The 24,756-nt window shown below is 71.3% G+C and carries 23 protein-coding genes and 2 pseudogenes; 18 read left to right on the top strand and 7 right to left on the bottom strand.

Annotation, left to right across the window (positions count from 1 at the left end; translation table 11 throughout):
• Positions 1-95: pseudogene (locus tag ABZV94_RS14500) on the top strand (A/G-specific adenine glycosylase); the annotation flags it as partial.
• Positions 96-389: 294 nt separating this feature from the next.
• On the opposite strand, the gene ABZV94_RS14495 reads toward ABZV94_RS14500, so the two are convergent.
• Positions 390-797, bottom strand: a complete 408-nt coding sequence (locus ABZV94_RS14495) for a DUF3224 domain-containing protein (RefSeq protein WP_356340592.1) — start codon at positions 795-797, stop codon at positions 390-392.
• Between the two features lie 102 nt (positions 798-899).
• Complete coding sequence (locus ABZV94_RS14490) at positions 900-2,345, bottom strand: MFS transporter (RefSeq protein ID WP_356340591.1); 1,446 nt, start codon at positions 2,343-2,345, stop codon at positions 900-902.
• Between the two features lie 117 nt (positions 2,346-2,462).
• Between ABZV94_RS14490 and ABZV94_RS14485 the strand changes: the two genes are divergently transcribed.
• The 6 genes and pseudogenes from ABZV94_RS14485 to ABZV94_RS14460 form a co-directional block, all read left to right on the top strand.
• Positions 2,463-3,209 carry a TetR/AcrR family transcriptional regulator gene (locus tag ABZV94_RS14485; RefSeq protein ID WP_356340590.1) on the top strand — a complete coding sequence of 249 codons (747 nt, stop codon included), beginning with the start codon at positions 2,463-2,465 and terminating at the stop codon, positions 3,207-3,209.
• A gap of 223 nt (positions 3,210-3,432) precedes the next feature.
• A complete protein-coding gene (locus ABZV94_RS14480; protein WP_356340589.1) occupies positions 3,433-3,990 on the top strand; it encodes a pyridoxamine 5'-phosphate oxidase family protein in 558 nt (185 codons plus the stop codon).
• A gap of 371 nt (positions 3,991-4,361) precedes the next feature.
• Complete coding sequence (locus tag ABZV94_RS14475; RefSeq protein ID WP_356340588.1) at positions 4,362-5,555, top strand: FAD-dependent oxidoreductase; 1,194 nt, start codon at positions 4,362-4,364, stop codon at positions 5,553-5,555.
• Positions 5,552-6,481 (top strand): RNA polymerase sigma-70 factor, encoded by a 930-nt coding sequence (locus ABZV94_RS14470; RefSeq protein WP_356340587.1) that lies wholly within the window; start codon positions 5,552-5,554, stop codon positions 6,479-6,481. Before ABZV94_RS14475 ends, ABZV94_RS14470 begins: the two co-directional genes overlap by 4 nt.
• Before the next feature lie 270 nt (positions 6,482-6,751).
• Positions 6,752-7,336 (top strand): dihydrofolate reductase family protein, encoded by a 585-nt coding sequence (locus tag ABZV94_RS14465; protein ID WP_356340586.1) that lies wholly within the window; start codon positions 6,752-6,754, stop codon positions 7,334-7,336.
• Between the two features lie 103 nt (positions 7,337-7,439).
• A pseudogene (locus ABZV94_RS14460) lies at positions 7,440-7,698 on the top strand (hypothetical protein); the annotation flags it as partial.
• A 47-nt stretch (positions 7,699-7,745) separates the two neighbouring features.
• On the opposite strand, the gene ABZV94_RS14455 reads toward ABZV94_RS14460, so the two are convergent.
• Complete coding sequence (locus ABZV94_RS14455) at positions 7,746-8,471, bottom strand: alpha/beta fold hydrolase (RefSeq protein WP_356340585.1); 726 nt, start codon at positions 8,469-8,471, stop codon at positions 7,746-7,748.
• Between the two features lie 175 nt (positions 8,472-8,646).
• Between ABZV94_RS14455 and ABZV94_RS14450 the strand changes: the two genes are divergently transcribed.
• From ABZV94_RS14450 to ABZV94_RS14430, 5 genes are all read left to right on the top strand, one after another.
• Entirely contained in the window at positions 8,647-9,045 is a 399-nt protein-coding gene (locus tag ABZV94_RS14450) for a helix-turn-helix domain-containing protein (protein ID WP_356340584.1), read from the top strand.
• Between the two features lie 120 nt (positions 9,046-9,165).
• Complete coding sequence (locus ABZV94_RS14445) at positions 9,166-10,107, top strand: DMT family transporter (protein ID WP_356340583.1); 942 nt, start codon at positions 9,166-9,168, stop codon at positions 10,105-10,107.
• A 42-nt stretch (positions 10,108-10,149) separates the two neighbouring features.
• Complete coding sequence (locus ABZV94_RS14440) at positions 10,150-10,743, top strand: DinB family protein (RefSeq protein WP_356340582.1); 594 nt, start codon at positions 10,150-10,152, stop codon at positions 10,741-10,743.
• Positions 10,744-11,512: 769 nt separating this feature from the next.
• Positions 11,513-11,908 carry a DUF3566 domain-containing protein gene (locus ABZV94_RS14435; protein ID WP_356340581.1) on the top strand — a complete coding sequence of 132 codons (396 nt, stop codon included), beginning with the start codon at positions 11,513-11,515 and terminating at the stop codon, positions 11,906-11,908.
• A 553-nt stretch (positions 11,909-12,461) separates the two neighbouring features.
• Complete coding sequence (locus ABZV94_RS14430) at positions 12,462-13,895, top strand: hypothetical protein (RefSeq protein WP_356340580.1); 1,434 nt, start codon at positions 12,462-12,464, stop codon at positions 13,893-13,895.
• 13 nt (positions 13,896-13,908) lie between these two features.
• Here the strand turns inward: ABZV94_RS14430 and ABZV94_RS14425 are convergent, their stop codons facing one another.
• From ABZV94_RS14425 to ABZV94_RS14410, 4 genes are all read right to left on the bottom strand, one after another.
• The gene (locus ABZV94_RS14425) at positions 13,909-14,682 is read right to left on the bottom strand and encodes an HAD family hydrolase (protein WP_356340579.1); all 774 of its coding nucleotides are present in this window, start codon (positions 14,680-14,682) and stop codon (positions 13,909-13,911) included.
• Positions 14,683-14,883: 201 nt separating this feature from the next.
• On the bottom strand, positions 14,884-15,096 hold the full coding sequence (locus tag ABZV94_RS14420) for a helix-turn-helix transcriptional regulator (RefSeq protein ID WP_356340595.1): 213 nt from the start codon (positions 15,094-15,096) through the stop codon (positions 14,884-14,886).
• A gap of 259 nt (positions 15,097-15,355) precedes the next feature.
• Positions 15,356-15,646 carry a hypothetical protein gene (locus tag ABZV94_RS14415; RefSeq protein ID WP_356340578.1) on the bottom strand — a complete coding sequence of 97 codons (291 nt, stop codon included), beginning with the start codon at positions 15,644-15,646 and terminating at the stop codon, positions 15,356-15,358.
• Positions 15,647-15,784: 138 nt separating this feature from the next.
• Positions 15,785-16,402 carry a flavin reductase family protein gene (locus ABZV94_RS14410; RefSeq protein WP_356340577.1) on the bottom strand — a complete coding sequence of 206 codons (618 nt, stop codon included), beginning with the start codon at positions 16,400-16,402 and terminating at the stop codon, positions 15,785-15,787.
• Positions 16,403-16,857: 455 nt separating this feature from the next.
• Between ABZV94_RS14410 and ABZV94_RS14405 the strand changes: the two genes are divergently transcribed.
• The 6 genes from ABZV94_RS14405 to fmdA all read left to right on the top strand — a co-directional run bounded on the left by ABZV94_RS14405 (position 16,858) and on the right by fmdA (position 24,600).
• Positions 16,858-17,973, top strand: a complete 1,116-nt coding sequence (locus tag ABZV94_RS14405; protein ID WP_356340576.1) for an ABC transporter permease — start codon at positions 16,858-16,860, stop codon at positions 17,971-17,973.
• A gap of 125 nt (positions 17,974-18,098) precedes the next feature.
• Positions 18,099-20,906: an AAA family ATPase gene (locus ABZV94_RS14400; RefSeq protein WP_356340575.1), complete on the top strand. Its 2,808-nt coding sequence runs from the start codon at positions 18,099-18,101 to the stop codon at positions 20,904-20,906.
• Positions 20,907-21,332: 426 nt separating this feature from the next.
• Entirely contained in the window at positions 21,333-21,761 is a 429-nt protein-coding gene (locus ABZV94_RS14395; RefSeq protein ID WP_356340574.1) for a hypothetical protein, read from the top strand.
• Positions 21,762-22,172: 411 nt separating this feature from the next.
• Positions 22,173-22,448, top strand: a complete 276-nt coding sequence (locus tag ABZV94_RS14390) for an FmdB family zinc ribbon protein (RefSeq protein ID WP_356340573.1) — start codon at positions 22,173-22,175, stop codon at positions 22,446-22,448.
• A 135-nt stretch (positions 22,449-22,583) separates the two neighbouring features.
• On the top strand, positions 22,584-23,237 hold the full coding sequence (locus ABZV94_RS14385; protein WP_356340572.1) for an AmiS/UreI family transporter: 654 nt from the start codon (positions 22,584-22,586) through the stop codon (positions 23,235-23,237).
• Positions 23,238-23,352: 115 nt separating this feature from the next.
• Positions 23,353-24,600 carry a formamidase gene (gene fmdA, locus ABZV94_RS14380; RefSeq protein WP_356340571.1) on the top strand — a complete coding sequence of 416 codons (1,248 nt, stop codon included), beginning with the start codon at positions 23,353-23,355 and terminating at the stop codon, positions 24,598-24,600.
• Positions 24,601-24,756 lie beyond the last annotated feature (156 nt).

Genomic DNA, 24,756 nt, shown 5'->3' with positions numbered 1-24,756 from the left:
GCTGGCCGCGTCCGGCCGACCTGGCGAAGGAGGCGCCCGGTGAGGCGGTGCGCGCCTGGGGCCGGCTCGGCTACCCGCGCCGCGCCCTGCGGCTGTCCGCCCCGGAGCCGGAGGGGCCCATGCCGCCCGGCCTCGCTCATGGCTCGGCCGGCCCGCGGGCGTCCTGGCACTGCATCCGGGCGCGCCGAGGCCGGAGGCAAACGTGTGAGCCGTTTGAGCGACAACACGTGCCAGGGCTACTGATGGGTGCGGCCCACCGGCCCGGCCCACCGGCCCCACCGGCACGGCCCCTTCGTCGCCGTCCTGTCCCCCATCCACCGCGGCACATCGACGTTCCCGCCGCCGCGGACACCTTCGGGTCATCGTTCGAGGCCGACAAGACCCGCTCTTCAGCCGAGCTGGTAGTCGAACCAGACCCGATGCGTGCCGTCGGTATCAACGGTCATCCCTCCGGTCCCGGAGATCCCGGCCAGCTCGCCGGTGCCGCTCGAAGGCACGATGGTGAAGAACTCCGCTGTGCGGTCGCTGCCCGATGTCGTCGCCGAGTGCACGAAGTTGAAGGATCCCTCCCGGTCGCTCAGCGAGCCTTCGAACGACTCCATGGCCACATAGGTACCGACGCCGGTCGACTGGTCGAACGCGGCGGTGAAGAGGGTCGCCGAGCGCCCCACGACCTCTCCCTCGAAGTGTTTCTCCATCGTCGCGACACCCACCGGCAGCCCCGTGGACACGGCAGGCTCGGGCTTCAACTCAGTCGGGACGAACGCTGTGACGGTGAAAGTTGCCGTAGCTCTCATGCACCGACCGTACCGAGGTGGTCTGACAAACCTGGGGCGAAGCCGAACCTGGTGCGCACCCCTTGACGCCCCTGTTCGCGCAGGGACAGCAGTGCCCGTGTTCTAACCGTGCGCCTGCTGGGCATGCCTGGGCAGCAGGCCCACCAGCAGGAGCGTCAGGGCGTTGAGGCCCGCGGCGATGGCGAAGACCAGTTCCGCGGCGGCGAGGTGGGAAGGGACGGACGGGTGACCGACCCGGGCGAGGAACACCGTGCCGAGGGCGGCGACGCCGAGGGCGCCGGCGAACTGCTGGACGGCGTTGAGCAGGCCCGCGCCGGTGCCGACCTCCTCGGCGGTGGCGTCGCCGATGATGAAGTCGACCAGCGGGACGAACACCAGCCCGGAGCCGAATCCCGTGAGCAGCAGCGCGGGCGCGAGCTTCCAGACGGTGATGCCGGTGCCCCAGTGGGCGAGGGACCACCACAGGCCGAGCAGGCCGAGGACCGCGCCGGCCAGCCCCACGCGCAGGCCGGCGCGCCCCAGCCTCTCGGCGAGGACGGCGCCCGAGAGCAGGACGGCGACGGCGGTGCCGAGGGCCCAGGGGATCAGCGTGAGGCCGGTGTGCAACGGCGTCCAGCGCAGGCCCTGTTGCAGCAGCAGGTTGATGACGAGGACGAACGCGCTCAGTGACGCGTAGAACCCGGCCACGATCACCAGGCCGACGACGAAGCTGCGCTTGCGGAACAGCGACGGCGCGATGACCGGGTGGGGGCTGTGCCGTTGGGAGACGACGAACAGGGCGAGCAGGACGACCGCGGCGGCCATCATGACGTAGGTCCACACGGGCCAGCCCAGGTCGCGTCCCTGGATGAGCGGGACGATGAGCAGGGCTGAGGCGGCGGTGAGCAGGCCGATGCCGGTGAGGTCGAGGCGGGCGGCCGGGTCCTCCCCGCCGCGGCGGGGCAGGACGCGCCGTCCGAGTACGGCGGCGATGACGCCGAACGGGACGTTGATCAGGAAGATGGAGCGCCACTGGCTGCCGAACAGGTCGAGGTGGAGCAGCCAGCCGGCCAGGATGGGGCCGCCCACCGTGGTCAGGCCCATCAGGGGGCCGACGGGGGTCAGCGCCTTGCGCAGGTGCTGGGGCGGGAACACGACCTTCACGAGGGCCAGGCCCTGCGGGATCATGACCGACCCGCACAACCCCTGCACCGTGCGGGCGACGATCAGGAAGACGGGGTCGGGGGCGAGACCGCACGCCAGCGAGGCCAGGGTGAAGCCCGTCATGCCGAGCAGGAACAGGCGACGGCGTCCGAGCAGGTCACCGAGCCGTCCTGAGGTGACCAGGCCGAGCGCGAAGGCCGCCGTGTAGGCGCTCAGCACCCACTGCACCGTCACTTGGCCGCCGCCGAGGTCGGCGCGGATGGACGGGCCGGCGAGGTTGGCGATGCTGGAGTCGATCAGATCCATGAGGTCGGCCAGCACCACGACGGCCAGGACGAGCCAGGCGGTGCGCGGCGGTGGTGCGGGGACGGTGGGCGCTTGGAGTGCGTGCTGATTGATGGACACGAACAGTGTTCTACAAGGCGAGCATCGTTCTGAACAACGCGAACACCGTTCTTGTTATGCAGAACAATGTTCGTCGGCGCCCAGAACGGCGTTCGCCCGTTGGCTAGACTGCGCCGTATGTCACCGACTCCGCAGCAGCGGCGCGCAGCACGGCACCAGCTCGGCACCGACCCGAACACACCCGCGGCCCGGCGCGGGCGGTCCGGCGGGCGCAAGAAGCCGATCACGGTCGAGGCCATCATCAGCACCGCGTTCGACATCGTGGAGAGGGAGGGCTACGAGGCCCTCACGATGCGGCGGGTGGCCACCGCACTGGAGACGGGACCGTCGTCGCTCTACGCCCACGTGGTCAACAAGGAGGACCTGGACGAGCTGCTCATCGGCCGTCTGTGCGCCCAGATCGACCTGCCCGAGCCGGACCCCGCCCTCTGGAGGCAGCAGATCACCGACGTCTGCACCCAGCTGCGCGACCAGTACCTGCGGTACCCGGGGATCTCCCAGGCGGCCTTCGCCGCCGCCCCGTCCCATCTGGACACGCTGCGCGTCAGCGAGGGGATGCTCGCCATCCTCCTCGCCGGGGGCATCGACCCGCAGGTCGCGGCCTGGGCGATCGACTCCCTCCAGCTCTACGTCAACGCCTACAGCCTGGAGGTCTCCCTGGCGAACAGGCGCCTCAGCCGCAGTGACGACACCTGGGTGGTCGGTCGCGACGAACTCCTGCGCCGATTCGCGGCCCTGCCCGACACCTTTCCCCTAACCAGGCGTTACGCCGCCGAGCTGACCGCCGGGACCGTCCAGGACCGCTTCGACTTCACCATCCGCCTGATGATCGACGGGCTGCCGGGGGCGCGGCGGGATCCGTGACCGGGCCGGACCGGATCCATCACCGGTCCGGCCCGGATCCGTCGCCGGGCCAGACTGGATCCATCACCGGTCCGGGCTCGTGGGTCGCGCACGTGCCTGGCACGGGATGTGAGCCAGGCGGCCGGGGGCGATGATGTCGGCGGAGGCTCTTCAGGCCCTCCACCCACTCAGGTTTCCCCCAGGTCCCTGTCGGGTGTCTCGGGGAGAGAAAGGGAGATCCGCCATGGCCGCACAAGGCTCCGCGACTCACCCCACGGCCGAGCTCGACGCCCGCTACAGCTCCGCGACCAATCCCCGCCCGGGTGCCGCGGACGTCACCGCCACCGAGTGGGCCGAGGCCCTGCGGCAGCTGGAGGCCGCCGAGATCTTCTGGGTCTCCACGGTGCGGCCCGACGGCCGGCTGCACGTCACGCCCGTCATCGCCACGTGGCACGAGGGAGTTGTGTACTTCGCCACCGGCCCCGGCGAGCAGAAGGCAAGGAACCTCGCCCATGACGCGCACTGCGCGCTGACCACCGGGGGGAACTCCCTCACCCAAGGGCTCGACCTGGTCGTCGAGGGCACGGCGGAGCCCGTCACCGACCGGGCTGTCCTGGAAGAGGTGATCACCGCGTACGAGGCGAAGTACGGGCCGCACATCACCTCGCCCGAGGGCCCCTTCCACGGCATCGGGGACGCGTTCCGCAGAGGGGACGCGGTCGTGTTCGCGCTGACCCCGGCCACGGCGTACGGCTTCGGCCGGAACGACGGGGTGTACTCGCACACCCGCTGGACGTTCTGACCGTCTCGGAGCGGAACAGGTCACCGCCAGGTGCGGTCGAGGAAGTCGGCGATCAGCGGGGCGATTTCTGGCAGGTGGGTCACAAGCGGGGCGCGCGCCTGAACGTCCCGGCCGGCGCGGGTGGGCTCACCCCGGACGACGCCGTGGCCCCGACGCTCGACTCCTCCGGCGGGTTCGGACTGCGGAACCTCCGCCTCCGGCCATGGCCACCGCCCGGCCATGCCACCGCCCGGTCACACCACCGCCCGGTCACGCCACCGCGTTCGCGCGGCCGGAGGAACGCTATGGCGGGGATCACACTCGACCCGTGTCACGTTCGGATCGCCTGCTCCCATCTGGTGGGCGTCGGTCAGCGAGTCGAGGAGGACGCGATGGGTGTGCGACGGGAGAACGGGCACCGTGTGGTGGTGCTGGGGGCGGGATACGCGGGGACGGCCGCGGCGGTCCAGCTCGCGGCCCGGGTCGGGAGGCGCGACGGCGTGCAGGTGACCGTGGTCGACGCGCAGGAGCGGTTCACCGAGCGGATGCGGCTGCACATGACCGCGACCGGGCAGCGGCTCGCCGAGCTCAGCGTCCCGGACCTGCTGCGCGGCACGGGCGCGCGGTTCGTGCGCGGCTGGGTCACGGCGGTGGACGCGGACGCCCGGACCGTGCGTATCGACGACGACCGGGTGCTGCACTACGACACGCTGGTGTACGGGCTCGGCGGGGTCGCCGACACCTCGGCGGTGCCGGGTGCCGAGGACCACGCGTACACGCTGAACAGTGCCCAGGACGCCGAGTCGCTGGCCCGCCGGCTGGCACGGCTCGGCAGCGGCACGGTGGTGGTCGCCGGCAGCGGGCTCACCGGCGTCGAGTCGGCCGGCGAGATCGCCGAACGGCACCCGGAGCTGGACGTCGTCCTGCTGGGGCGGACCGAGCCCGGCGCGGCGATGAGCCCGAGGGCCGGCGCGTACCTGCGCGCCGCGCTCGACCGGCTCGGCGTCCAGGTGCGCGCCGGGGCGGAGATGGTGAAGGTGCTGCCGGACGCGGTGGAGCTGGCAGGCGGGGAGAGCGTCGCCGCCGACGTGGTGCTGTGGACCAGCGGCACGCGCGTGTCGCCGCTGGCGTCCGCCGCCGGACTGGCCGTCGACGAGCGCGGACGCGTCGTCACCGACGCGGCGCTGCGGTCGGTGTCGCATCCCCAGGTGTTCGCGGTCGGCGACGCGGCCTCGATCCGCCAGGGCTACGGCCTCATGCACGGCACCTGTCAGAGCGGCATGCCGACCGGGGTGCACGCCGCGCTGTCGATCGAGCGTGTCCTCAGAGGGAAGCAGCCCAAGCCGTTCCGCTTCGGCTACTACCACACGCCGGTGAGCCTGGGGCGGAGCGACGCGGTGGTGCAGTTCACCCGTCCCGACGACAGTCCGCGCCGGATCTGCCTGACCGGGCGTCTGGCCGTCAGGTACAAGGAGACGGTGACCGCTTCCCCGTGGCCGTCCTACGGCCGTATGAAGAAGATGCCCGCCTCGGGCGCGTTCTGGCCCCGCGGGGGCCGCTTCACCCGGGTCCGGGAGGCCCGGTGACCGATCTGCCGGCCCGGTCGGCCCACCCGGGCCACGAGGTCTTCCACGCGCACCGGCGGCTGCTGTTCTCGGTGGCCTACCGCCTCCTGGGCTCCGCGGCCGACGCCGAGGACGCGGTCCAGGACGCCTGGCTCAAGTGGTCCGCCGGGGACCGCTCGGAAGTGGCCGACCCCAAGGCGTACTTGACGCGGATCGTCACCAACGAGGCACTGGAGCGGCTGCGTTCCACCCGGCACCGGCGGGAGACCTACGTGGGGCCGTGGCTGCCGGAGCCCATCCTCACCGGCGAGGACACGAGCGAGGCCGTCACGGACGCCGAGTCGGTGTCCATGGCCATGCTGGTGGTGCTGGAGACGCTGAGCCCGCTGGAACGCGCGGTGTTCGTGCTGAAGGAGGTCTTCGGCTTCAGCCACGCCGAGATCGCGGAGGCCGTGGAGCGTTCGGAAACCGCGGTGCGGCAGGCCGCGCACCGGGCCCGCGCGCATGTACGGGCACGGCGACCGCGCTTCGCCGCCGACCGGTCGCGGCAGCGGGCGGCGACCGAGCGGTTCCTCGCCGCCGCGGCCGGCGGCGACGTCAACGCCCTGATGGAACTGCTGTCCCCGGACGTCACCCTGTGGACCGACGGCGGCGGCAAGGTGCGCCAGGCCCTGCGCCCCGTCGTCGGCGCGGCCACGGTGGCCGCCTGGTTCGCGGCCATCGGCACCGTCACCTACCAGGGCGTGGAGCCGGCCGACATGAGTGCCGAACTGGCCGGGATCAACGGCGGGCCGGGCCTCGTGTTCAGGGCACCGGGACGCGTCATCGCCACCGTCACCTTCGACTTCGACGCCGACGGCCGCATCACCGCCCTGCACAACGTGGCCAGCCCGGACAAACTCCGGGCCGTCGCCGACGGCACCACGTACGACATCGGGACGCGGTGAGCGTCGTCGGCGCGTACCGCCGCCGGGGCGAGCAGGGAGGGGGGTGCGTGCTCAACTCCCCTTATCGATCAACGTACAACGGACCGGGGGGCTTGCGGCAAGGCCCGGGGAGTGCCGCAGAATCGTCGACCGCGGCCGGAACCCCGGCCGCGATCCGGGGGACGGGGGATGCGCGAAGTGCGCGTGTTGTCGTCGACGAGAGGCCTCACCCGACGTGCGGCACTCGACATACGTCACCCGGCACACGTCACTCGATCCGCAAGGACACGTATGCGCAAGCTCACCTACTTCGTCGCCGGCACCATCGACGGTTTCATCGCCGCCCCCGACGGTGACTTCGACTTCTTCTCCCCGTACCTCACCGAGGACTACCTCCCGCACCTCGCCGCCGACTTCCCGGAGACCCTGCCCACTCCGGCGCGCGCGGCCTTCGGCGTGGCGGACGCTCCCAACGTGCGCTTCGACACCGTGCTGATGGGCCGCAGTGCCTACGGCCCGGGGCTGGCCGCGGGTCTCACCAGCCCGTACGCCCATCTGCGACAGATCGTCTTCTCCCGCTCCCTGGGCGTCAGCCCCGATCCGTCCGTCGAGGTCACCACCGAGGACCCGATCGCGCTGGTCCGCCGGCTCAAGCAGGAGCAGGGCCTGGGCATCTGGCTGTGCGGCGGTGCCGACCTGGCCGGGCAACTCCTCCCCGAGATCGACGAGTTGATCGTCAAGCAGTACCCGGTCGTGGCCGGATCCGGGATTCCCCTGTTCCGCGCCGAGTTCTCGCCGCACGCCTTCGACCTCACCGGCAGTCGCGTGTTCGACAACGGCAGTCTCGTCCTCACCTACACGAAGGCGTCCGCCTAGGTCGTGTCTTCAATCGATCTTGAGCGGTGGATCGTGGTCGGGTGATACGTCACCATGAACCGTCCGATGCGGAGCGGGAGTTACTCCGTCCGTTGCTGCCCGTGACGGCACCTTCCAGCGGATGCTCCAGGCCGCCCAGGCCCGGGCGGACGCGGCGGGGGAGATCGACTGGCTGGTGTCGGTCGACTCCGCCGTCGTACGTGCCCACCAGCATGCCGCCGGAGCCCGGAATCCCCGATCGGGCCGACCAGATCCGCAACCGGCTCCGGCGCGGCAGCCGGGGCGGACGCCCGCCGGCCTTCAACAAGCAGCTCTACAGGCAGCGCACCGTGGTCGAACGCTGCGTCAACCGCCTCGAGCAGTGACGCGGCATCGCAACCCGCTACGACAAGACCGCCGAGTCCTACCGCTAGGAGAGTTTCAGAAGCAGTTCGCTGAGTTCGCTCGGCATGGTGATCATGCTGTCGTGGCCGGTCGGCAGCTCCCAGACCTGCGCGGCGGTGCCGTTGGGCTGGATCGAGGGGACGGGACGACGGGTGACGCCCGCGGGCATGGCGCCGACATTGTGAATGTGCGTGCGCGGGATCGCGTCAGCGGCCGGGTTGTCCAGTCGCACCGGCTGCTGCAGACAGCGCACCGGCTGGTCCGAGAGCATCCCGCGCAGCCAGGCGACGTCGGCCGGGTCGGTGACGCCGAACAGGCCGAAGGGCGCGGGCTGCTCGGGCATCGGCGGGACGCGCCAGCCGCTCTCGGACTTCTCAGCGAGTTCGATCAGTTGCCGTGTCATGGGGTGGACGTCGACTGCGGACTCGCCGTCCTCCGGGACCATCGCGTCGAGGTAGACCAGGTGCGCGATACGTTCGGGAATCCGGTTCGCCGCGGCGGAGATCACCAGCCCTGCGTAGCTGTGGCCGACGAGTACGACGTCCCTGAGGTCCTCCTCGGTGATCAGTCCGACCACGTCGTCGACGTGCGTATCGAGACCCACCTGCGGACCGAGCAGGTGTGCCTTGTCGCCAAAGCCGGTCAGGGACGGCGCGAACACCCGGTGCCCGGCGGCCTCCAACAGCGGTACCACCCGCTCCCAGCACCGTCCGCTGTGCCAAGCACCGTGTACCAGTAGAAATGTGGACATCGAATCTTCCTTCGCAGGAGCAGAAGAGCGCGGTCACGCGCATGCCGCTGGTTCGCGGCTCTGGCAGTTACCTTTCGTGCCTCGGTACTGTTTGAGTACCAAGGGCATGCTGGTGCACACGACGCGCCGCAGGCAATAAGGCACTTTTCGGTGACCCGGTTCTCTGGAGGTAACCATGGACGCGGCACAGGGCGATCCGCAGTCGGCGGCGCGGCCCAGCGATGCATGCCGGACCCGGGTGGTGCTCGACATCGTCGGAGACAAGTGGTCGCTGCTGGTGGTGCGCAATCTCAAGGACGGACCGCGCCGTTTCACCGAGCTCAAAAGGGCCATCGACGGGATCAGCCAGCGCATGCTCACCGTGACGCTGCGCAGCCTGGAGCGCGACGGAATCCTGACCCGCACCGTCCACGACGTGATGCCGCCACATGTCAGCTATGAACTCACCGAGATGGGCATCACCCTGCGCGAGGCCACCGCGCCCCTGCTCCAATGGAGCGTCGCGCACCTCGCCCGGATCGACGATGCCCGCGCCGCCTACGATGCCCGCACGGATCCGCCGATGACCCCATAGCGGGACGGCAAGCCGAGTGTCACGCGACAATCCCACCTTGTGGACACGGCCTGGAGGGGTGTTCGGTGTGGCCGGGAAAATCCGTGTGACGCGTCGCGCCCGGCCGTCAATAATCCCCGGGTGGCCACCAGGAACGTCGACACGGCTGAACCCGGCCCGTCCGCCCGGTTCTCCCTGACCGCGCCGGCCGGACGTGGCTTCGGCGCGGTCCCGCCGACGGCGCTCGTCCTGCTCGGCATCGTCAGCGTGCAGGTGGGCTCGGCGCTGGCCAAGCACCTGTTCGGCGCGGTGGGCAGCTTCGGGACCGTCGCGCTGCGACTGTTCTTCGCGGCGGCGGTGCTGGGAGTGGTGTGGCGGCCGTCGCTGCGTATGCCTCGCCGCGCCTGGTCGGTCGTGGTCGGCTACGGCGTGGTCCTCGGCCTGATGAACCTGTGTTTCTACCTCTCCCTGGCCCGGATCCCGCTGGGGATCGCGGTGACCACCGAGTTCCTCGGACCACTGGTGGTGGCCCTGGCCGGGTCGCGGCGGTGGCTGGACGCGTTCTGGGCCCTGCTGGCGGCAGGCGGTGTGGTCCTGCTGATGGAGGGGCGCGGCGACCTCGACCTCGTCGGCTTTCTGTTCGCCCTCGCCGCGGGAACGTGCTGGGGGCTGTACATCCTGGCCGGCGCGGCACTGGGCCGCCACACCACGGAGGGCAGCGGTCTGGCTCTGGGCATGGCCGTCGCGGCACTGGTGGCCGTGCCGTTCGGTGTGGCCGACAGCGGTACGGCGCTGATGCGGCCGTGGGTCCTGGTCGCGGGGCTCGGCGTGGCACTGTTGTCATCCGTGGTCCCGTACTCGCTGGACCTGGAAGCACTGCGCAGGATCCCCGCGCGTGTGTTCGGCATCCTGATGAGCCTCGAACCGGCGATGGCGGCCGTCATCGGCCTCGTCGTACTGCACGAGTCGCTGCACTGGTCGCAGTGGGTCGCGGTGCTGTGCGTGGTGGCCGCGTCGGCGGGCGCCACCCGCGGCACCCGCCCGGACGCCCAGCCGTCGGAGACCGGCAGCGGGGAGCGGTGAAAACGCGGTGTGCGAAGATCACGCGAGCGGCAGACTGGCCGCATGACCTCACCTGATCCCAAGGCCGACCTCCACGTCTCTCTCCAGTCCGCCCGCGATGTCCTGCTGTGGAAACTCGAAGGGCTCTCGGAGTACGACATCCGCCGCCCGCTGACGCCGACCGGCACCAACCTCCTCGGCCTCGTGAAGCACGCGGCCGGCGTGGAGTTGGGCTACCTCGGCGACACCTTCGGGCGGCCGTCCGGCGAGCGGCTGCCCTGGCTCGACGAAGGGGCCGAGGCCAACGCGGACATGTGGGCCACCGCCGACGAGTCACGGGAGTTCGTCGTGGAGTTGTACCGCCGGGCGTGGCGGCACGCCGACGCGACGGTGGACGCGCTGGCGCTGGACACGGTCGGCAGGGTGCCGTGGTGGCCCGACGGCAAGGACGAACTGACGTTGCTCCACGCGGTGGTGCGGGTGATCGCCGACACGCACCGGCACGCCGGGCACGCGGACATCGTCCGCGAACTCCTGGACGGTGCGGTGGGGTTGAACCAGGGCAAGGAGAGCATGGCGTCCGGTGACTCGGCGTGGTGGGAGTCCTATCGGAGCCGGCTGGAAAGCGCGGCCCGGGAAGCCGACCGAGGCGCCTGACCGGCGGGCCCGCGCCGCCGTATCGGTGGGGGCGGACTCGGCACCGGCCACCGGCTTCACCGCGCCGGACCGGACGGCATCTCGCCGCGATGGCTGCCGGGCGCTCATCGGCCGGGGCCTCCGGCCGGCGGGCCGAACGGGGGGCGACTGGCGGCTGCGCGCGTCGGTACCTGCCCGGCCGGCCGGGGCGGGTCCGGACGACGGCCGGGACAGCGAGGCACCGACCGTCACCGCGCCGTCAAGATTCAGTCCTTCGGGGCATGCCGCCCGTCGGTCGGCCGACACACGCGTACACCCATTCGGCGGAGTCACCCGGATGCGGTCCGGTGTGGCTCGGCCGCTGCGGTCCGGCCCGCCGTGGGGCGGCTCCCGTGCCGTCGCGGCCCGTTCTCGGCTCCTTTCTCGGGGACCTGGTCTGGGTGCGGGGGCGCCCCGTCGCCCATACGGTCGGATGCACGGACCAGCAGGCCCCAGAGGCCGCCGGGCGGTCGACGGAGGCCCGTTCGATGCGGGAGGGCGCTGCGAGGCTGCCGGGCCAGTCAGGGAGACAGGCATGAGTCGAGCCAGGCGAAGTTCCCCCGAAAACGGGTCCCCCGCACCTCCCCACCCCGCGGATCGGTCGGTTCCGACGGAGGGCTCCGGCGTTGCCGACCGGGTCGCGCCCACATCGACGTCACCCGCTCCGGCCGGACGGGGCACGGGAGGCCGTACCGAGAGCCGTCCGGCGGTGTCCGGCAAGGCCGGCGCCCCGGGGCCACGGACGATCCGGATGCGCATATCCGAGGGAGACCCCTGGTCGGTGATGGTGACGAGCTTCGCGCTCCTCGCGGGGGTCGGCATCCTCGCGCTCGCCACCACGGTCGTCCTCTGGATCATGATGGAGGCCATGGCACCGGACGTCCTGCCGACGTTCGGCACCGTCCTGGCCATCGCGATCGGCGTCGTCACCGTGGAAGTCGTCCTGGGGACGGGCCTGGCGACGCTGGCCACCTTCCTCTACAACCTTTCATCGCTGTACAGCGGGGGCGTGGAAGTGTCCCTGACGGACGACGTGGAGCCCACCCCGGCGGCCTCCGAGGCCCTGATGTCCCTGGCCAGGGCCCGGGCCCGCATGCGCCGCCGACTGCGCGGGCGCACCCTGCGTCCGCGATCGTGGTCGCGGTGACGAAAGCCGGGCTGGTCCTGCCCGGCCTGCCCCACCTGGCCGACCTGCGCGCACACCGGCGGATGCCGAGGCGTGCCAGGGCACTTCTGGGGTGCTGTTGACCTGGATCGCCGAGGTAGCTGACGAACCGCTGAAGGCATCGGGCTCCGCGTCCGCGAGCTTCCTGAGCGACCCCGGATCCGCGCCGCACCCCCCGGCTGCACCTGCCCCTCCCCCACCGGTTCGGTGATCGGCGTCGGCCGGGCGTACCCGCTGCTGCCGTGGAGTGGGTCAGAGCGCTCGATCGACCGGTGGCCGTGCGCGGTTCGCGCTCGCATCGTCACCCGTCCGGCCGTCACGTCATTCGCCCGGTCCTGCGGCCGTGCGCACCGGCCGTGGGCCGTGCGCGACCGCCTTTTCGGCCGTCACGGTCCCCCGATCGGAGGAGGTTTACCCGCCCTGTTCGAATTGACGCCGGGCTGGCGCGGGCTCGTACTGAACACGACGGGCTCTTGGCACAAGTTTCCCCGTCAACTTCCATCATCTGCAACCTCCCCCCGCTCAGGGAGCCACCATGACGGTGCAGCAACAGCCAGCGACGATCCCGACAGTTCTGGTGTACGAGGACGACCCGGGCTTTCCTCCCCGGGTCAACATGCCCGTACCGCATCCCGTTCCCCAACTCGACACGCAGCCGTTCCCAACGGCCATCGCGGACCCCGCGCCACAGCCGGACGGAGCCGGACCGGGCACCGAGGCGTTCCGCTACTGGGTGGCGGCCGACGCCCTCAGCAGGGCCGGCCAGACCTGGGGCCCCCTGGTTCCCACCGGAACCCAGTGGCACCCGACGGTCGGCCGCGCCCTCACCGCGCACCTCAACGCGGGAGTCGACCTCAACGCCTACTACGACCGCAAGGGCCTGTGGTTCTTCCGCAGCACGGTGGCAGGCGTCACCGTCGCCGCCTGCGAGAGTCCCGAGATCGTCGCGCACGAGACGGGGCACGCGGTCCTCGACGCCCTGCGCCCCCAGCTGTTCAACGCCGCGAGCGCGGAGACGGCCGCCCTGCACGAAGCCTTCGGGGACATCAGCGCACTGCTGACCTCCCTCCGGCTGGAGCCGCTGCGGATCGCGGTACTGGCCGAGACGCAGAGCGACCTGGAACTGTCCTCGCGGGTGTCGCGGATGGCCGAGCAACTGGGCGCCGCGATCCGGCAGGGCCACCCGAACGCGGTCGACCCGGACTGCCTGCGCAACATGTCGAACAGCTTCTTCTACCGCGACCCGGTCCACCTGCCGCCCAGCGGGCCCGCGAACACGCTGTCCAGCGAGCCGCACTCGTTCTCCCGGGTGTTCAGCGGCGCGTTCCTGAAGGCCGTCGCCGGCATCTTCCGCCAGCAGGACGTGCAGGACCAGGCCGGCCTGGCGGCAGCGGCCGAGATCGCGGGACAGCTGCTGGTGGACGCCGTCGTGGCCGCGCCCGTGGTGTCCGCGTACTACGCGCAGGTCGCCGGTCACATGATCGCCGCGGACCAGCGCCGCTACGGCGGCCGATACGGCTCGTGCCTGCGCTCGGCGTTCATCCGTCACGGCATCCTCTCCCTGGAGGCCGCCACGACCATCACCGAGCCGGAGGTGGCCCGCCGGGGCGCCGGTATGGCGGAGGCGACGCCGGGCGGCAGCGAGGAGGAGGGCCTGACCGCCGTCACGGTCCACGGGGCGATGTACGGCATCACCCAGCCCCTCACCCTGGCCGCCCCCGCGCAGGAACGACGCTTCGGCATCGCGAGCTCCGACCCCGCAGGCGGCTCGGTGCGTCCCGCCGATCCCGAGCAGGTCGCCACGTCGTACCTGGAGGACCTGCTGCGGCGGGGCCGCGTCCACGTGCCCGAGGAGCACCGGACCGCCGCGGCGTTCGTCGACGACAGCCCCTCGCGGCTGAAGACCCATGAGATCACCCGGAGCTCGACCGGTGAGGGGCTCGCCCTGACCCGGCGGTGCTTCGACTGAGTGACCGCCCGGGTCAACGGAAGCGGAGACGGCGGACGGTGAGCCGTCCGTCGTCCTCGCGTCTGACGATGTGCGTGGTACGCGGCGTCGGCTGCTCGCCCTCGTACACCGCCTCGCCCCGCGCGAGCAGATCACTGATGAACTTGTCGGACGCCCGGCGTTCGGCGTCGTCCACCGGCTCGCCGTCCACCTGTTCTTGCAGCTCCACCGGGAAGCCCGCGCGTTCGAGCGCTTCGGCGCCGCGCGTGGTCGCCATCGCGAGCACGCGCCGTCCGGGGACGCCGCGCACGACAACGGCTTCCGTGTCGTTCACGGCGGTGGTCAGCTCGGACAGGTCCCGGTCCTCCGGAAGTTCGACCCACGCCCGGTGCACGGGACGGTTCTCCGTCGCGGCGCGCGCGAACACCGGGTCGGCCGCCGTGCGCATCCCCGCCTCGCGGGCGAACGCGCGCTCCCGGGCGTCCTCGCCCACGAAGACGCAGTCGCCGGCCGTGGCCTGCCCCGCGCCGGCGACCGCCCGGTCGAAGATGTCCCGGCCGTCCTTCGTCCCCCAGTGCACCAGCGTCTCGTCCGTGAACCGGCCCGGGAACGCCGCATGCAGCGCGGTCGCGGCACGAGAGGCGGCGCCGGCGCCCGGTCCGGGGTCGGAGATGATGCCGGTGGGCACGTCGCGGAGGGCGTCGAGCACGGCCATGACGCGCGGTCGGGGGCGCAGCATCAGGGAGCCGTCGGGTTCCACACGGGCGTCCGCCAGAGTCGCCCCGACGTCGAAGAAGATCACAGGCATGTGGAGTGCCTGCCCACGCCGGATGCCTCCGAGGCGGGCCCACCCGGGTGAGACGGCCCGGCGGCGTCGCGGCGGTCACGTGTCCGGCCGGATCAGTGCGCGGCATCGCGACCCGCTGCGAGAAGCAGCTCGGCCGCCACCTCGCGCCGCCACCACCCTGGCCGGCGTGTCACGGAGACCAGGGCTCCGGCTCCTCGGCCGTCACGAGCCCGGTGTCGACCAGGTGTCGCCGCCGGACTTCCGTGTGGAGGCGAGGCGGGTCAGTTCGACACGTGTGCTCACACCCGGCTTGGCGAAGACGTGCCGCACGTGCGAGTTGACGGTGTGCGGGGAGAGGAACAGCTGGTCCGCCACGGCGCGGTTGGAGAGGCCCTCGGTCACCAACTGGACGACGCGCAGCTCGGACCTGGTCAGGCTCTGCCAGCCCTGCTCGGCCTCCGGGTCGGTTCGCGTCCGGGGTCGCGCCGCGGGCCCGGCTGGGCCGGCTTGCGCCGCAGCCGTTCCGCGTCGCCCAGCGCACCCGCGCAGAGCGCGGGCTGGAGGGTCGTGTGAAACCGCGCCTCCGCCTCATGGGGTCGGCCGTCCGACGCGGCCGGCTCCGGGCGTTGTGCGGGCCCCCGACGCTGCGGGAGATCGCCGCGGAGCTGTACGTGTCGCGCACCACGGTGAAGACTCAGGTCAGCGCTGCCTTCCGCAGTGGTACGTCGCTGATCCGGTCGACCACCAGGACGACGGGCCTCGCCTCGTGGGGCGAGCGCGCCACCGCGCGCTCGATCCAGCCGGCCGTCTCCTCGGTCACCTCACCGGGGAAGACCAGCACGGCGTCCGCCTCCTCGCAGCGGTGCGCGGGCAGGACGTCCACCTCCGGGCTGCCGGCGAGCCGTGCGACGGCGCCCTCCAGGGTCACCGGGTCGTCGGCCCGGACGACGAGGCGCAGGGCGCGTTCGGCCTTCTCCCGATTCATCAACGCCGCTCCTCCAGGGGCGGGGCGGAGTACGTCGCCCCCACGGCCCAGCCTGGACGGGCGACGGTTCCTTCGACATCGCCCATTCATGCGATACCGGCGCCCCGGCATCGTGGGGTAGGGCGGCACAGCGGCGTTTCAGGGCGAGGGCTCCGGTCGGGGCTCCTCATAGGGAATGCGGTTCAGGTGGATGATGCGGCCGAGCGTGCCCCACTCGTCGCCGCCGAGTTTGGTGAGGGGACGGAGCCGCTCGGAGTTGGGCCGGTCGTCGACGACGTACTCCGGGTTCACCGCCGCCTGCAGCACCCGCCCGAAGATCAGGGTGGAGTTGCCCATGCGCAGGGTGGTGTGGGAGCGGCACTCCAGGATGACGGGGGACGCGGCCACCCTGGCCGGGCGGACCCGGCGGCTGGGCTCGCGCGGGATCCCCGCGACGTCGAATTCGCTCACGGTGCGGGGGAAGTCGGTGGCCGTCGCGTTGATCGCGTCCAGCAGGGACTCCGAGGAGAAATTGACGACGAACTCCCCCGTTTGCTCCACGTTGCGCAGCGAATCCTTGCGTCCGATGGAGGTGAACTGGACGATCGGCGGGTCGGTGCTGGCGATGCTGAAGAAGGAGTGCGGGGCCAGGTTCTCGGTGGCTCCGTCGGGTGTGACGGTGGATACCCAGGCGATGGGGCGGGGAACGACGACCGACGTCAGAAACCTGTAGAAGGCCGCACTGCCCATGGCCTCCGGATCCAGTTCGACACGCATTTGCCCAGTGTCCATCGCCGCCCTGAGCCGGCCCCGCCGAAACCCCGCGGCGCCTGAGCGGCTCATCCGTACGGCGCGGTCCCGCGCGAGCGCTGGGTACGCGGGCCCCGCTCCGCCCCCACGGGCCGAGCAGAACGAGGCCCCGTCGCGCCCCGGGCCGGCTAGCGCTGGGCCGCCTCCGCGCGCTTCATGGTGAGGGTGCGGATGGCCAGCGGCGGGGTGCCGTTGAAGTTCTCGAAACGCCGCTCGCCCCACCCAGACGCGGCGGCCGTCGTCGAGCGATGGCGTCTGGCGAATCACCCCGGGTGAAAGAGCCGCCGCTCCCGAAGAACCGCCACTCCCCCGGATCGCACAGATCAGCGATGTCGGCGACGGCCGGCCGAACGATGCTGGGACGAGCTGTCCTGGCCGTGCTGTGCGCTGCCGGACCGTGGAACACTCTGCGAAGGAATTCCGTGCACCCGCCACTTTCCACCCCTCACCTCGACCCTCACGCCGGCGCCCCCGCCGAGCAGACCGGTGGGCACCACCGGATCCGGGAGGCCCCGAAGACCGACGCGGCGCCCAGCAGACCCGGCCTGACCGGAACGGCGGCGGTGCTCAGACCGGTGATCACGGTGCTGACGGTGGGTCTGGTGTTCGTCAGCGTCTTCCTCGCGGCCTTCCACACGGCCGAGGCCCACCGGCTCCCGATCGCCGTGGTGGCGAGCGACCGCGACGCGGCGCTCTTCGACGTGACGCTGCAGCGCACGTCGCCGGACGCCTTCCAGGTCGAGCGGTACCGGGACGAGGCGTCCGCGCGCTCGGCGATCGAACACCGCGAGGTCTACGCCGCCTACCTGGGCATCGACAGACAGCCCCGCCTGCTGTACGCCGGTGCCAACGGGCTGGCGGTCCAGGCGCTCGTCGCACCGCTGGGACACACCGTGCAGACCGAGGGGCAGCGGGTGGAGGTCCAGGACATCCTGCCGCTGTCCAAGGGGGACATCCGCGGCCTGTCGATCTTCTACGCCTCGTTCGGTCTCGTCCTCGCGGGCTTTCTGTTCGGCCAGATGACGTACCAGATCGCGCCCCGTCTCTCCTTCGGCCAGCGCATGGGCAGCCTGGCGCTGTTCGCCGTGCTCGGCGGCATCGCGACCGCCGTCATCGCGGGCGCCGTGTTCGACGCCATCCCCGGTCCCCTGCTGGGAGTGGCCGCGGTCGTCACCCTGATGTCCGGGGCCGTGGCGGCCGGTACGGTGCTGCTCATCCGGATCTTCGGAGCGCTCGGCGTACCGCTGGGGTCGATCTTCATGCTGGTCATGGGCAACGCCACCAGCGGGGGTGTGCTGCCGCCGTCGTTCCTGCCGCACTGGCTCCAGCCACTGGCGTCGGTGATGCCCGCGGGGGTCGGAGTGCGGGCCCTCAACGGCCTGGCGTACTTCCACAACGACGGACTCGAAAGCGGACTGGTCATCCTCGGCGCCTGGGTCCTGTTCTGCGTCGTGGCCGTCTACGGGCTCGACCGGATTGCCGCGTCCACGGCGATCGTCCACGTCGCCCACCGCGGCAGCCCCGCCGGGGGCCGCTGACCGGTCCTGCTCCAGGGTCCACTGCGCGTCCCCGGCCCGCGTGCGCGGCTCGGCGGCACGGGGTGGATCCTGGAGGCGTGCGCGGTGACCACCGCGGGGCACCGCGCGGGCGGGACGGACGGGTCATGACCACACCACTACGCGGACGCGAGCGAGAGAGGGCCGTCCTGCTCGGTGCCCTGGCGGCGCTCAAAGCCGGGAAGGGCGGGTGCGCGCTGATCGAGGGGCCACCCGGGAGCGGCAAGACACGGCTGCTGGAGGAGGTCGCGGCCGTCGCCGGCGGTTCCGGCGTCACCGTGCTCCGGGTGCGCGCCGACGAACTCGATCAGTACGCGCCGCTGGCCGCCCTGTCGGCCGCCGTCGCCGCACCGGAGGACGACCGCGGCCCGCGCCGTCCGGCTCCACCCGGCGGCGCGGCGGAGGACCAGCGCCTCTGGCTGCTGGACCACATCGCCGACGTGCTGGAGCGACGGTCGCAGCGGGCGCCCCTGGCAGTGCTGGTGGACGACGCCCAGTGGGCGGACCCGGCCACCCTCTTCGCACTGGGCACGCTGCCCGGGCGACTGGCGGCCTCCCCCGTCCTGTGGGTCGTGACGCTGCGCCCCGGTGACGACCGCGCACCGGTGGGGCGGATGCAGGCGCACCTGCTCGCACAGCCGGGGACGCACCGGCTGGTGCTGTCGGCTCTGCCGAGCGAGGAGGTGGACCGGATCGCCGTCGATGTCCTGGGAGCGCCTCCCCCTCCGTGGCTGGCACGGCTGCTGCGCGAGGCGGGCGGCAACGCCTTCCTGACCCTCGAACTGTTGCGTGCCCGCCGGGACGGCGGCATGGACACGGTCATGGATACGGTGCGGGGTCCCGCTTCCGGCGGTGACGTACCGGCCGCCCTGCGGCGGACGCTCCGGACCCGGATGAGCCGACTGCCCGAGGAGACCGTCCGCCTGCTCCAGATCGGCTCCGTACTCGGACGCCGCTTCGACCTGACCGTCGCGGCCCGCATGCTCGGCCGGCCGGTCGGCGCGCTGCTGGGGCCGGTCGACGCGGCCCTGCACGCGGATGTCCTCGGGCCCGACGGGGACCGATTCGCCTTCCGGCACGACCTGGTCCGCCAGGCCCTGTACGACGACCTGCCGTCACCGGTGCGGCACGCCCTGCACGGACAGGCGGCCGAGGTCCTGCTCGCGGCGGGCCGTAGATCCGCGGAGACGGCCTGGCATCTCGTCCTGGCCGGCGCGCCGCTGGACGAAGAGGCGCTCGGCGTGCTGCGCGGAGCGGTGCGGGACCTCGCCTCGACGGCACCGGAGGCGGCGGCGGACCTGCTCCTCGAGGCCGCCCGGCTGCTGCGGGGGGACGCCGCCGACAGGATCGGGCTGCTCACGGAGGCGGCGCACCTGCTCGGCTGGACCCGGAGGCTGCGCGAGGCTCTCGACCTGATCGACGCGACCCTCTTCCGGCGCCCCCCGCCCGGCGAGGAGGCGGGTCTGCGCCTGGTGGCAGCGGAGATCCACCTGTCGGTGGGTGAGAACGCCGAGGCCGAGGAGCACCTGCGGCGAGCGCTGGAGCTGCCGGACCTGCCCGGGGAGCTGCGCGTCCTGCTGCTCAAGACCCGGGGGCACGGCCGGCTCCAGGACGGGGAGGTCGAGGACGCCGAGCGGGCGGGACGGGAGCTGATCGCGGCGGCCCGCCGCAGCACCGATCCCGCCGTCCTGGTCAGCGCGGACCTCTTCGAGTCGCAGGTGGCGCACTACCGGGGGCGGTCGGCCGAGGCGGTACGGCTGGCCGAGGCGGCCGTGCACCGTGCGGCGGCCGTACCCGACGGTCTGCGCCTGCGTCCCCCACGGGTTCCCGCGCTGTGGCTGGCCACGGTGCTGGCCGGCACCGACCGTCTGCCGGAGGCCGAGCGACTGCTGCGCCGCGGTCAGCGGCAGGCCGAGACCTCGGCGGCGGGGTGGACGCTGCCGTACTGGCACGCCACCCGCGCCTGTGTCCTGCTGGAGCGCGGCCGGCCGAGCGAGGCCGGGACCGAGGCCGAGGCCTGTCTGAGCGTCGCCGAGGAACTGGACGTGGCAGGGGCCGTACCGGTCGCCCGGGCCGTGCTCGCGCTCACGGCACTCGCCTCCGGCGACCTCGCCCAGGCGTCCCGCCATGTCGCCGCGGCCGAGGACGAGGGGCGACGGCACACCGCGGCCGACGCCGCCTGGGTGGCTTTCGCGCGGGCCTGCCTCATGGCGGCCGCGGAAGACCCCGCCACCGCCGTGGAGGCACTGGAGGGTGTGTACGGGCGCGGTGACCCGGCCCCTCTGCGCTTTCTGACTCCCGGGCACTGGCCGCGGATCGTGCGCCTCGCGTTGCGGGCCGGCGATCGCCCTCTGGCCGAGGCGGTCGGCAAGGCGGTGACCGGTATGGGGCAGACGGACAGCGGCGAGTCGGTCCTGCACGCCGTGCAGGCCCACGTCACCGGGCTCCTCACGGACGATCGCGAGGCACTGGCCACCGCGGTCGGCTTCTACCGCCGGGCGGGCAGACCACTCGCCCTGGCGGGGGCGTGCCAGGACCTGGCGGATGCCCTGGCGGCGCGGGGTGGCGGCGCGGCGGCCGTGGCGTACCTGGAGGAGGCCAGGCGGCTGGCGACGGCTTCCGGCGCGACCGGCGAGCGCGACCGGATCGAGGACCGGCTGGGGGCGCTGCGGGGCCGGGTGGACGGCGGCAGCCGGGTACCGCCCACCCACGGCTGGGAGAGCCTGACGGAAGCCGAACTCCGGGTGGTCGACCTGGTGGCCGAGGGCCTGACCAACCGTGCGATCGCCGAGCGGCTGTACCTCTCGGTGCACACGGTGAACACCCATGTACGGCACGTCTTCACCAAGCTCGGCATCAATACCCGTGTGGAGCTGACGCGTCTGGCGGTCGAACGGGAGGGACGGAGAGGCTGACACCGGCGTGTCCCGGGGCACAGGTCCACCTCGTCCTCGTGGCCGCCCGAGCAGCGCTCGAACTGCGCGACGGCTGACCTGATCAATGCCGGCAAGGAGACCGTGACCGCGCTGGCCACAGGCACCGAACTGTCGCCGCCTTCCCACAGGTAGTACGGATCATCAGGGAAAACGGATCACCGCTTGTGATTCAGTTCACCAGAATTTAACTGGATTATTGCGTATAGCACACTTTAGCCTCTTTAGACAGTATGCAAGCCTCATAGGTGATCTCCTCACGCAGCAGCCGCGCAGGCGACGGGACAGCCCGGCCGGAGTTCGGTCAATGGCCGCCTGTTTCCGAAGACTTCAGAGCGTGTGAGGAAGATTCGGCGCATTCGTCGCCGGCACCGTCAGAGGGCAATCCGAGCTCGGAAGGCGGAAGAAGTGAGCGAAGACGCCGTGTGGGTCCGAGGCGTGACCGGCATCCAACTGCACCACGTCACCAATATCCAGGATGCTCGGCGGTTTCTGGGCAACGCCGTCATGGCACTGAACGCCGCCCATGTGAGGACCGGCGACGCCAGGTTCTCCGGTCTCGCCGACCAGCTCAAGAGCATGGTGGCCGCAGCACGTGACCTGGAGGGCGAGGCGCAGGAGAGGATGCACGAGCTGCACACCGCGGACCCCGAGCGGTTCGTGCGCTGCCGGGAGGGCGAGGAGCCCTGGCCGGACGAGCTCCAGGCGGGCTTCGTCCCGCGTCACACATGCCGCGACGAATGCCTCTACCACGATCGTGGGGTGCTGGACGGCATCCTGCAGTGCACCTGTGGCCGGCCGCCGTGCCGCGCGTGCGCGATCGTCGGCGCGCCCTGACGCGTCGCCCCGAGGGCCGGACTCGCACGGGACGACTGCGTGCGGCCGTGCTCGTGGAAGGGGCGGATGCGCCGCCACTCGGACGTCGCTCCCGTCCGGTGCCGACTTTCCCTTCCGTTCTCGGGGAATTCCGGAGACGCGTTAGTTAAAAGTGGAACTGAATACGTTTCCAAGGGACCGGGCCCGGCCGTGCACGCGCGGCCGGGCCCGCCCCTTTTCGGGGTGGGCGGCACCCGCCCCTCGGCCTGGTCCCAGGGCTCTGCTGCACGCAGGAAATGACAGCCCCCGACTCGCCTTGACACGCCGCCATACCAGGGGTTGCCTTGAATAAGGACGCTACTTCTGCGGCGTCCCATGGGCTCGGGCGCGGTGCTCGTCCTGAGGCCGGAGGCGCGGCGGGGCGGAGACTTTATGGCGACGTATGAATATTCGTGCAGCCGCTGCGGATCGTTCGATGTGAAGCTGCCGATCGGCACCGCGCCGACGCAGTGGAACTGCCCGCGGTGCGAGGACGCCGCGCGGCGTGTGTACTCCTCCCCGGCGCTCGCCTCGACGCCGCCCGCGGTGGCGGCTCTGCGCGAGCGTTCGGAGAAATCACGGGAGAATCCCGAGGTGGTCACGCGAGTCGCCAGGAACGCCACGCCGAGTCCGGCTCACCCGGCGCTCGCCCGGCTTCCCCGGCCCTGACGGCCGAATCCGGGCCGGCGCCGACGCGTGCGCCTTCCCGGGAACCATGGCACGGAACGGCGCACCGGCTTGTGGCCGCATGACCGTTCGGGGCGTGTCACCGACGGGAGCGGAACCATCGGGAGGTGTGTCCTCTTGGCCAACGTCGGACTTCTCTTCGTGGGCGCTGTGCTGTTCATGAACGGGCTGATGCTGCTGGGAAAGGTGGACAGCCGGGCAGCAGCCATATTCAACCTCTTCGTGGGCGGGCTTCAGGTCCTCACACCCACCTATCTCATCATCGCCGCAAACGATGATCCCAAGCGCATCATGCTGGCGTCGGGCATTTTCCTCTTCGGATTCACGTACCTCTACGTAGGAATCGGACTGCTCATGGGTCTGGACACGACCGGCGTGGGTTATTACTCGCTGTTCGTGGCCATCGTGGCCGTTGGCTTTTCCTTCGTCAGTTTCCGGCTCGTGAACGATCAGCCATTCGGCGTGATATGGCTCTATTGGGCTTTCCTCTGGTTCCTCTTCTTCCTGCTGCTGGGGCTGAAGATGGAGGCACTGACGACCTATGTGGGCTGGGTGACCGCGATCGAGGGCTGGGTGACCGGTGTCATCCCGGCATACCTGCTGTTGACCGGTTACTGGGTCTCGGCGAACTTCTACGAAACGGCGATCGCGTTGGGTGCCTTCGGTGTCCTGACCTTCGGCGCGCTGTGGTTCGTACTCCGCCGCCGGGTTCCTCGGAAGCCAGTGCGGGATTACGGCACCTCGGGATATCCCGCCGGAAGTCACGGCTGACCCTCCTGGGAAACGGCGGGAGGTGGTTACTGAGACGCGAGCAGCAGGGTGACGGGCACTCGGGCAGCGGGCGCCTTGCCACTCGGGATCATCGGGAGCAATACGAGGAGTTGACATGCCTGAAGTGATCTTCAGCGTCGATCAGTCCCAGTCGATGCGTGATCAGGAGACGCCCGGACACAACAGGTGGCACCCGGACATACCGGCTGTTGCCATGGTTCGCCCGGGGGACGAGTTCCGCGTCGAGTGCCGTGAGTGGACCGACGCGCAGATCGGCAACAACGACTCCGCCAACGATGTGCGCGACGTCGACCTCAAGCGGGCTCACATGCTCAGCGGGCCGATCGGTGTCGAAGGCGCGGAGCCGGGTGACCTGCTGATCGTCGACATCCTTGACCTCGGTCCGGTGCCGCAGCAGGTCGGTGACGCCCCCGGTCAGGGCTGGGGGTATACGGGCGTGTTCGCCAAGGCCAACGGTGGTGGGTTCCTGACCGACTACTTCCCGGACGCCTACAAGGCGATATGGGATTTCCACGGCCAGGTGGCGACGTCCAGGCACCTTCCCGGCGTCCGCTTCACCGGTATCACCCACCCCGGCCTCTTCGGCACGGCGCCGTCCGCTGAGCTGCTGGAACGGTGGAACAGGCGAGAACAGGCCCTGGTCGACACCGACCCGGACCGCATCCCGCCTCTGGGGCTCACGCCCGACCCGGATCAGGCACTGTGCGGTCAGGCGAACGGATCGGACGCCGAACGCATAGCCCAGGAAGGGGCGCGCACCGTTCCCGCACGGGAGAACGGAGGCAACCACGACATCAAGAACTTCACCCGTGGATCGCGCGTCTTCTACCCCGTCCACGTCAAGGACGCCAAGCTCTCGGGTGGAGACCTGCACTTCAGCCAGGGAGACGGTGAGATCACCTTCTGCGGCGCCATCGAGATGGGCGGTTACATCGACTTCCACGTCGATCTCATCAAGGGCGGCATGGAGAAGTACGGCATCAGCACCAACCCCGTCTTCATGCCGGGCAACGTCGAGCCGCGGTACACGGAGTTCATGTCCTTCATCGGGATCTCCGTGGACCACGACACCGACACCAACTACTACCTGGACGCGACGGTCGCCTACCGCCGTGCCTGTCTCAACGCCGTCGAGTACCTGAAGAGGTTCGGCTACACCGGGGAGCAGGCCTACCTGCTGCTCGGCGCGGCCCCCATCGAGGGACGCATCAGCGGCATCGTCGACATCCCGAACGCCTGCTGCTCGCTCTACCTGCCGACCGGCATCTTCGACTTCGACGTCCGCCCCACCGCGGAGGGACCGAAGGCCGCGGACCGCGGGCAGTGCGCGGTGGCCAGCTGAGGGAGGAAAGAGAGGCCGACACACTCCGGACCCCGCGCGGCGGCTTGCCGTGCGGGGTCCGGGTGCTGGTGTGCACAGCGGACTCGCCGCGTATCCGCGTCGGCGTCCACTCCTGAGGTGTCCCCTCCCGAGGGCGAAGATCCGCGACCAGCGGAT

The organism is Streptomyces sp. NPDC004658, from assembly GCF_040609555.1.
GTDB lineage: Bacteria > Actinomycetota > Actinomycetes > Streptomycetales > Streptomycetaceae > Streptomyces.
Note: the sequence above shows the minus strand (reverse complement) of the source record. Positions and strands in the feature narration are given on the sequence as shown.

Bases quoted from the DNA above. Each gene is read 5' to 3' on its own strand.
- ABZV94_RS14495 (WP_356340592.1), bottom strand. From the start codon at position 797: ATGAGAGCTACGGCAACTTTCACCGTCACAGCGTTCGTCCCGACTGAG.
- ABZV94_RS14485 (WP_356340590.1), top strand. From the start codon at position 2,463: ATGTCACCGACTCCGCAGCAGCGGCGCGCAGCACGGCACCAGCTCGGC.
- ABZV94_RS14480 (WP_356340589.1), top strand. From the start codon at position 3,433: ATGGCCGCACAAGGCTCCGCGACTCACCCCACGGCCGAGCTCGACGCC.
- ABZV94_RS14475 (WP_356340588.1), top strand. From the start codon at position 4,362: ATGGGTGTGCGACGGGAGAACGGGCACCGTGTGGTGGTGCTGGGGGCG.
- ABZV94_RS14465 (WP_356340586.1), top strand. From the start codon at position 6,752: ATGCGCAAGCTCACCTACTTCGTCGCCGGCACCATCGACGGTTTCATC.
- ABZV94_RS14455 (WP_356340585.1), bottom strand. From the start codon at position 8,471: ATGTCCACATTTCTACTGGTACACGGTGCTTGGCACAGCGGACGGTGC.
- ABZV94_RS14450 (WP_356340584.1), top strand. From the start codon at position 8,647: ATGGACGCGGCACAGGGCGATCCGCAGTCGGCGGCGCGGCCCAGCGAT.
- ABZV94_RS14440 (WP_356340582.1), top strand. From the start codon at position 10,150: ATGACCTCACCTGATCCCAAGGCCGACCTCCACGTCTCTCTCCAGTCC.
- ABZV94_RS14435 (WP_356340581.1), top strand. From the start codon at position 11,513: ATGCGCATATCCGAGGGAGACCCCTGGTCGGTGATGGTGACGAGCTTC.
- ABZV94_RS14430 (WP_356340580.1), top strand. From the start codon at position 12,462: ATGACGGTGCAGCAACAGCCAGCGACGATCCCGACAGTTCTGGTGTAC.
- ABZV94_RS14425 (WP_356340579.1), bottom strand. From the start codon at position 14,682: ATGCCTGTGATCTTCTTCGACGTCGGGGCGACTCTGGCGGACGCCCGT.
- ABZV94_RS14415 (WP_356340578.1), bottom strand. From the start codon at position 15,646: ATGAATCGGGAGAAGGCCGAACGCGCCCTGCGCCTCGTCGTCCGGGCC.
- ABZV94_RS14410 (WP_356340577.1), bottom strand. From the start codon at position 16,402: ATGCGTGTCGAACTGGATCCGGAGGCCATGGGCAGTGCGGCCTTCTAC.
- ABZV94_RS14400 (WP_356340575.1), top strand. From the start codon at position 18,099: ATGACCACACCACTACGCGGACGCGAGCGAGAGAGGGCCGTCCTGCTC.
- ABZV94_RS14390 (WP_356340573.1), top strand. From the start codon at position 22,173: ATGGCGACGTATGAATATTCGTGCAGCCGCTGCGGATCGTTCGATGTG.
- fmdA (WP_356340571.1), top strand. From the start codon at position 23,353: ATGCCTGAAGTGATCTTCAGCGTCGATCAGTCCCAGTCGATGCGTGAT.